The sequence below is a fragment of the Acinetobacter sp. 802_lipA genome (assembly GCF_058242885.1).
Genome location: NZ_JBZAYP010000008.1, coordinates 1 through 6,167, shown reverse-complemented (window position 1 = coordinate 6,167; position 6,167 = coordinate 1). Strand labels below are relative to the sequence as shown.

Sequence of the window (6,167 nt, the reverse complement as noted above, 5' to 3'; positions counted from 1 at the left end):
GGCTGTGTTTTTTGCTTAAACCTGAATGAAAACCCAGTGATGGTACGCCCTTGCTTATGTTGTTCATAAGTGGTTTTTATATCCGTATGCTCATTGATCTGGGTAATAGCTGTGTCTAATACACGGTTTTTAAAATGATGCATACGTTGATATTCATCATCTTCAACACCTAAATTTTTACGTAATTGTTGCAGTTCAAAAATTGGTGTTTTACCAACCTCACGCCAGGCGATTAATAATTCATAAAGTCTGGTGGCGTACTTACTGGTTAAGTGTGCAACTTGTTTGGCTTCGTATTTCGTAAAATGTTCTTCTAATCGAGTGATTAACGGCACTACGTCAGGTGCGAAAGTAATTTCTAATAGCGCTAAGTCATCTACATAAAAAATACGACTAACCCAACGAGAGCGAACAACACCCACTTTTCCTGTTTTTTTGTATTCTGCTGTATAGCTAAACTGTCTATTAAATAGATTGTTTACAGCTTCTTTTAGAGCTTTATAGGATGCATCTGCCGATACATTAAAGAGCTTTGCATAATCACTAGCATGTATTTCTAGTTTGCTATCTGCCGTGATGCCCTGTCCTAATTCCCTTGCATTAATTATCGCCAGCATAATTAAACGCTGTTCTGTTAGTTCTAAATTATAACTGGCGTTTATTAATGCATTATCTTTCACAACTAAACCATTCTTCATATTAAATACACGTTATTATTAATGTGTATTTAAACACTACATATAATATGTGTGTAAATCAAGAGAATTTGTGTGCTTATACAAGAGAATTTGTGTGCTTATACAAGAGAATTTGTGTGCTTATACAAGAGAATTTGTGTGCTTATTGAGAGTGAAACCCTCTGATACCAATGCTTTCATAGGGTCTAAAAGCATTTAAAAGCTTTAAAAATAATTAAAAGCCTTTCGGCAGGGGAGTGGAACTGCCCTAGGTACTCGCTAAAGCTCGTACTCTATTGAAGCTCGTTCCTCGCTTCGAGGGGCAGTTTTTAATTAATACTGTTTGTGATATTCAAAAGTAAAAGCATTGATAATGTATTCGCTTCGCTCATATTTTTTGAAAAGCAAAAGCTCCAAAATTCGCACCCATTCGGGATGCTCTGTATCTACCGTTTAAAATCAAAAGGGAGCTTGTAATCAGGGAAAAGGCAGGCGCAAAATTTTAATGCCAGTTGATCGCTCGTAGACACTCGCTCGGCTCTTATTGGGATGATTTTAATTATTAAAATATCTAATCAAAACCGTGGAACATTGATTAAAGAATATTCGTGGAACATAAAAAATCATAAAAAAAGCCCAAACGGCTCGATTGGGCTATAAACTAGAAACTACAGCATTGATTTCTAAGTGGAATTATAACGTATTTCGTATAAGGTGTATTATGTTAATTTTAGGAGATCTATACAATTCTGTACTTTTTCACAATCATAGAAAAAGCAAATAAAATACTTACCCAAAATAAATAATCAATAAAAAAATTGAGAAAAACAAATTGATCCATGCCGATGAAAATAAATAAAGGATTGATACTTATACTTCCGACTGGAGAGGTTTCACCATCTATAAGGAACTGTAGAGGAAATCCCCCAGCTATGACTTCAACTTTTTCAAGCTTATCTACAACTATGCGAGCAACTAATATATTTTTTTGATAAAGCAAAGATACATAAGTCAAAATAATCGCTAAGAAATTAAAATATAATATTTTTTTCATAACTATTCTTTATCTTTTAAATTAATTAAAAACAGCCAATAACATAAGCCAGGAAAGAGAGCCATAAAAATAGTCCATGTATTGGTATACATTTTCCACCACTCTTTCGAAATTTCTCCTGTGTGACTCCATTCAAAAAGAATAAAAAATGGAGTAGCAATAATTATAGAGGCAATACAGATAGTTAATAAATTAAGACTGTTATAACGATTTAAAAGAATTGAGAATATGAAGCTGAAAGGTACAGTCAAAATACAATAAGCCAAGTAGACAAGACCGTGCCCTACAAGAACCACTAAAATCGAGTATAGGCTGTATTCCTGATTCATTACGATAAACCGGACTGCTGTGAAAAAAAGTAGTGGTAAAGGAGAAAGTAAGAGAGCTTTTACTATTTTTTCATTTGAGTATTTCACTAATTTAATTCTCTTATCTACTCAATAAATAATAATACTATAACGATTTTATTGGAGGTTTTTTGATTCTATTTAACATAATGGTGGTTATACGAAATTTGGATGTTAGAAACCATTTAAATTAATGAGTTATTGAATAAGTAAAACCCTCTAAGTAGACTTTTAGAGGTTGTAAATCTAGGAAAAAGCTAAAGATGCCGTTGATTGAGTATTACGGTCTGCTATTTGAATGGCACGATAAAAAAATGGAATTAGTCTATCGAGGGCGTGAAATTACTTTTGAAGAGGTATGTAGTGTTTTTCTTGACCCAGAGCTGATTTCCTTTGACGATCTTGGTCATTACGATGAGCAACGGCTAATATCAATCGGTCTAAGTAATCGTGGTAGACTACTAACAGTGGTTTGGGTTGAACGTGGTGATGTTGCAAGAATCATTACTGCCTTTGAGCCATCGCACAATCAAAAGCGGAGGTATAACTATGCAAAATGACTTAAAACGCTATAAAAATTTTGACCCTACCAATGCGCCAGTAGTAAAACCGAATTTTGTGAAAAAATTACAAGAACGCCATGCCATTGCTCAAGCAAAGGCTTTTGATGCAGATGTTGTAACTTGGCTAAGTTCTCAAGATGATGAAACAAAACAGCATATTAATGAGATGGTTCGCCATATCATGGCATTAAAACGTGTTTAATTAAAATTTAGCTCGATGCTTTGAAATATGGCTTTAGCCATGTTTCAAAGTCGAGCCACTTTGCGCGTACTGGTATAAATTGAATAACGAAAGAAACCAAGCAAAGTACTGTCCCATCTCATAACTTGGTTGACTATGAAAATATATAATTTAGTTCAGAGCTTTTTCATTATTTCTGTGCTTACTGGCTGCATGGCAAAACCTGCCTTAGTTTCTAATGCTATAGAACCTGTAAAACCAGTATTTTTTATCAAGCAAAGTCCCGAAGTGAAGACTTATATGGTTTCACTTGCAGGTGGCAAATTACATTTAGATCCACATGGTTGTATTCGTCTAAACAGTGATACCAGCCCTTTTATTATCTGGGCTAGTAGCAGCGAGTTAGAATATACAAGTGACGGTAGGATTAGTATTACCAACAAATTTAATAATCATAAAGTCTTTGTAGGTGATGAAATTAGACTTGGTGGAGGTCAGTACCCAACGAAACCTCAATCTATTACTAGCCCTATTCCAAATGTTTGCGCTAACCACGGCTACTGGATTGCGGCTCCGCTTTAACAAACACTATTTAGGGTCAATCACACAATAATCTTTGTTTGGCCCATGACAGTCATTTTTCATGATCCGGACACAGGATTGGCCATTACAGTTTTTAATATCCAGGTTATATCTTTGTTCTAGCCAAGCTGCTTCTGCCCGACGTTCTTTGATCTCGTCAAAACTTGGAATGAATAAAAATATGAAAGACAGAAAAACCAGCACCAGACTGAGGAAAATTGCACATAACAGAGCAATGAATCTATAGTTCAGTTTATCAGTAGCCTTGTCTAGTTCATGAATACGCCCTTGAAGGGCATGTGTAGCTTCCTTATTTGCGTTATTTAGGGTCTTTTTGCTCTGTTCTAGCACCCCAGTAGCCACTTTATTGTAAAACGTCTCTAATCGCTTGTTATCGTCTGCTATGGCCTCTCTGTATTCCTTCATGGAAGCCAGTAAAATATATAGTTGATCGTCTAACTCGTTTTGGTTGCTCATAGCGATGGCCCACTTCTTCCGTATTTAATACGCTGCGTCTGTTTCATCTTCTGCTCTTGTTCCAATTTCAATCTTTGCCTTTGCTCAAGCTCCAGACGTTGCACTTCCCGATCTTTCTTCCATTGCTCGAAACCTTGCTCAACACGGTTGAATCCTTGTTTCAATGTCTTTTCCTTTTGCTGTTCTTTGTTTTGGAGCTGCTGGCTGTTTTGCTGTTTGATCGTGTCGTTGAAACGGCTAATTTCAGTATCTATGCCTTTTCTGCGCATCTGAGTGACTTTACTGCCCTCATGGATGGTAGCTTGTAGCTGATTACCTTGATCGGCATAACTGCGGTGGTCGATTCTTTCCCGATACCCTGCATGTTCGAGGGCATGATTGGCTAGATTTGCCCAGGTGGATCGGATCTGTTTAATTTCTTCCTGGCTTGTTCCCATACCTAAAGTTTTTCTTTTGGTATTATTTAACTCAATATCGGTCTTATCCTTTAGCACCAAATTATGATCTTGATCCAGTTCAGCCTTACGGGTAGTTAATAAGATATGCGCATGATGATTTTTATCACTGCCATTATGACTAGGCGCATGAATGGCTAAATCTGCAATCACCCCATAACGGTCTACTAAAGATTGCGCGAACTCTTTTGCTAGTTCTTTTCGCTGTTCTTCATCCAGTTCATCTGGCAAAGCAATCACCCATTCACGTGCAGTTCGGGCATCTTTCCGATTTTCTGATTTTTCTGCCAGATTCCAGACTTTGCTTCGGTCTAATTCAGTATCCAAATTAGAAAGAATTTCCGTATAAACCACACCTTCTTTTCTCGTAAAGTCGTGCGTTAATCCTGTTCGTTCATCTGTTAATTTTTCTCCTGCACGATAAGCCATAGATGCAACCGCAGTTCGTCCCGAACTTCGATTAACCGTCTTAGTGGTACAGTGATAAATTGCCATGCCTTAGCCTTGTGATGGTTTTGCTTTTGCTTTTAAAAATTGCGTAGCAGTTTTTTGGGGTTAAGGGGAATCCCCTTACGCAAACTTTGACTTGGATGAAATCCAAGTCGTAAGTGCGCATTTCATGAAAAACACGATAGCATATAGCCCGCTTGAATTTCAATTCATAGGGCCTTATGCTTGAGTGGTTTTCTATATCCCGAAATCTGAATTATGACAAAAACTGCTGAAACTCTTGAAAAGAAAATCGAAGCCCAATTAGAGAAGCTGAAACAGTTAAAGGCTCGTAAACAAGCTATCGAAGCTAGAGAAAGATCGAAGCAAAAAGAGCAAGAAAGAAAGGATGATACTCGACGTAAAATTTTGCTCGGTTCTTATTTAATTAAAAAGATGAAAAGTAATGAAGCCAACAAAGAAAAAATACTCATGGAACTTAATGAATATTTAACTGAAAATAGAGATAGACAGCTTTTTGACTTACCAAATATTGAGGAAAATTAATTATGAATAAAGCCGATTTAATTGCCAAATTAGCACCTAAATTAAATATTAATCAAGACGAAGCAAGAGTTGTTCTTAATTCTGTTCTTGAAGTCATTACAGAAGCCCTAGTTGAAGAAAAAAATGTCCGATTAGTTGATTTTGGTACTTTTTCAGTAAAACAACGTCCAGAAAGAATGGGACGCAATCCTAAAACTGGAGAAAAACTTAAAATTGAAGCTAAGGAAATCGTTACTTTTAAACAAGGTAAGGCTTTGGGAGAGCAATTTATTGTTAAGCCAAAGCAAAAAAGTAAAGCTAAGAAGAAAGCCTAATTTTTCTTAGCTCTTTGTTTTTCTTGTTCGGCTTTATACTCTGGAATTAGCTCATTTAAGACCTTTTGGATATTTTCCTTATCTTCGATCTGCAAATTATCCCGATAGTAAATTAAGTCCTCTATTTTGCTTTCCATCTGCATTTTTTCGGTGGGTTCTGCATTTTGGGATATTCGGGATAATAGGAAGATATAACCGCATATATTTTCCCTCGCAATTTCATAATTTACGATATCGAGGTATTCAGCTTGTGTGCCGTGAAGTTCTTCTAATAGGTTGGTTAATTTCATCATGCTTGAAACCCTGCTTTTTCTAAACATGGATAAAGCTCTCTGAACTTTTCAGGCTCTAAAAGCATGTCAGCGATACGAATAGCAAATTGCTGAAAACTTTCCGTACCTTGTGAGTATTTGCTCATTTCGGGCATTTCAGACATTTTATTGGCAAATAAGTGGCGCTGAGCATCGGTCATTTTGATGAAAAAATCAGGGGTATTGGGATCACGTTTAATTTCAATTTTC

General features: G+C 36.3%; 11 protein-coding genes and 1 pseudogene. 5 read left to right on the top strand and 7 right to left on the bottom strand.

Features of this window, described 5'->3' with window-relative positions; genetic code table 11:
• From repM to AC4CU3_RS19210, 3 genes are all read right to left on the bottom strand, one after another.
• The coding region (gene repM, locus AC4CU3_RS19220; RefSeq protein WP_490738502.1) for a replication initiation protein RepM at nt 1–698 on the bottom strand (698 nt) is incomplete at its 3' end.
• A 718-nt stretch (nt 699–1,416) separates the two neighbouring features.
• A complete protein-coding gene (locus AC4CU3_RS19215; protein ID WP_000723215.1) occupies nt 1,417–1,731 on the bottom strand; it encodes a hypothetical protein in 315 nt (104 codons plus the stop codon).
• Nucleotides 1,732–1,733: 2 nt separating this feature from the next.
• A complete protein-coding gene (locus tag AC4CU3_RS19210; protein ID WP_005020944.1) occupies nt 1,734–2,147 on the bottom strand; it encodes a hypothetical protein in 414 nt (137 codons plus the stop codon).
• A 194-nt stretch (nt 2,148–2,341) separates the two neighbouring features.
• Here AC4CU3_RS19210 and AC4CU3_RS19205 point away from each other — a divergent pair, with 194 nt between their 5' ends.
• From AC4CU3_RS19205 to AC4CU3_RS19195, 3 genes are all read left to right on the top strand, one after another.
• Nucleotides 2,342–2,638, top strand: coding sequence for a BrnT family toxin (locus AC4CU3_RS19205; RefSeq protein ID WP_044112499.1), 297 nt, complete (start codon nt 2,342–2,344; stop codon nt 2,636–2,638).
• Complete coding sequence (locus AC4CU3_RS19200; protein WP_201704371.1) at nt 2,628–2,843, top strand: hypothetical protein; 216 nt, start codon at nt 2,628–2,630, stop codon at nt 2,841–2,843. The genes AC4CU3_RS19205 and AC4CU3_RS19200 overlap by 11 nt, the downstream gene beginning before the upstream one ends.
• Before the next feature lie 135 nt (nt 2,844–2,978).
• The gene (locus tag AC4CU3_RS19195) at nt 2,979–3,404 is read left to right on the top strand and encodes a hypothetical protein (RefSeq protein ID WP_044113199.1); all 426 of its coding nucleotides are present in this window, start codon (nt 2,979–2,981) and stop codon (nt 3,402–3,404) included.
• A gap of 6 nt (nt 3,405–3,410) precedes the next feature.
• On the opposite strand, the gene AC4CU3_RS19190 is transcribed toward AC4CU3_RS19195, so the two are convergent.
• Together AC4CU3_RS19190 and mobQ are read right to left on the bottom strand one after the other, a co-directional pair.
• Nucleotides 3,411–3,881 (bottom strand): hypothetical protein, encoded by a 471-nt coding sequence (locus AC4CU3_RS19190; RefSeq protein ID WP_086045015.1) that lies wholly within the window; start codon nt 3,879–3,881, stop codon nt 3,411–3,413.
• Nucleotides 3,878–4,831 carry a MobQ family relaxase gene (gene mobQ / locus AC4CU3_RS19185; RefSeq protein WP_086045013.1) on the bottom strand — a complete coding sequence of 318 codons (954 nt, stop codon included), beginning with the start codon at nt 4,829–4,831 and terminating at the stop codon, nt 3,878–3,880. Before mobQ ends, AC4CU3_RS19190 begins: the two co-directional genes overlap by 4 nt.
• 213 nt (nt 4,832–5,044) lie before the next feature.
• On the opposite strand from mobQ, the gene AC4CU3_RS19180 reads away from it, so the two are divergent.
• Complete coding sequence (locus AC4CU3_RS19180; RefSeq protein WP_490738501.1) at nt 5,045–5,332, top strand: DUF8583 domain-containing protein; 288 nt, start codon at nt 5,045–5,047, stop codon at nt 5,330–5,332.
• Nucleotides 5,333–5,334: 2 nt separating this feature from the next.
• Nucleotides 5,335–5,646 (top strand): HU family DNA-binding protein, encoded by a 312-nt coding sequence (locus AC4CU3_RS19175; RefSeq protein WP_004647573.1) that lies wholly within the window; start codon nt 5,335–5,337, stop codon nt 5,644–5,646.
• Here AC4CU3_RS19175 and AC4CU3_RS19170 read toward each other — a convergent pair.
• Together AC4CU3_RS19170 and AC4CU3_RS19165 are read right to left on the bottom strand one after the other, a co-directional pair.
• Entirely contained in the window at nt 5,643–5,939 is a 297-nt protein-coding gene (locus AC4CU3_RS19170; protein ID WP_034707427.1) for a hypothetical protein, read from the bottom strand. The two genes, AC4CU3_RS19175 and AC4CU3_RS19170, sit on opposite strands and share 4 nt — an antisense overlap.
• Nucleotides 5,936–6,167: pseudogene (locus AC4CU3_RS19165) on the bottom strand (replication initiation protein RepM); the annotation flags it as partial. The pseudogene AC4CU3_RS19165 and the gene AC4CU3_RS19170, both read right to left, overlap by 4 nt.

Bases quoted from the DNA above. Each gene is read 5' to 3' on its own strand.
- AC4CU3_RS19215 (WP_000723215.1), bottom strand. From the start codon at position 1,731: ATGAAAAAAATATTATATTTTAATTTCTTAGCGATTATTTTGACTTAT.
- AC4CU3_RS19205 (WP_044112499.1), top strand. From the start codon at position 2,342: ATGCCGTTGATTGAGTATTACGGTCTGCTATTTGAATGGCACGATAAA.
- AC4CU3_RS19200 (WP_201704371.1), top strand. From the start codon at position 2,628: ATGCAAAATGACTTAAAACGCTATAAAAATTTTGACCCTACCAATGCG.
- AC4CU3_RS19195 (WP_044113199.1), top strand. From the start codon at position 2,979: ATGAAAATATATAATTTAGTTCAGAGCTTTTTCATTATTTCTGTGCTT.
- AC4CU3_RS19190 (WP_086045015.1), bottom strand. From the start codon at position 3,881: ATGAGCAACCAAAACGAGTTAGACGATCAACTATATATTTTACTGGCT.
- mobQ (WP_086045013.1), bottom strand. From the start codon at position 4,831: ATGGCAATTTATCACTGTACCACTAAGACGGTTAATCGAAGTTCGGGA.
- AC4CU3_RS19180 (WP_490738501.1), top strand. From the start codon at position 5,045: ATGACAAAAACTGCTGAAACTCTTGAAAAGAAAATCGAAGCCCAATTA.
- AC4CU3_RS19175 (WP_004647573.1), top strand. From the start codon at position 5,335: ATGAATAAAGCCGATTTAATTGCCAAATTAGCACCTAAATTAAATATT.
- AC4CU3_RS19170 (WP_034707427.1), bottom strand. From the start codon at position 5,939: ATGATGAAATTAACCAACCTATTAGAAGAACTTCACGGCACACAAGCT.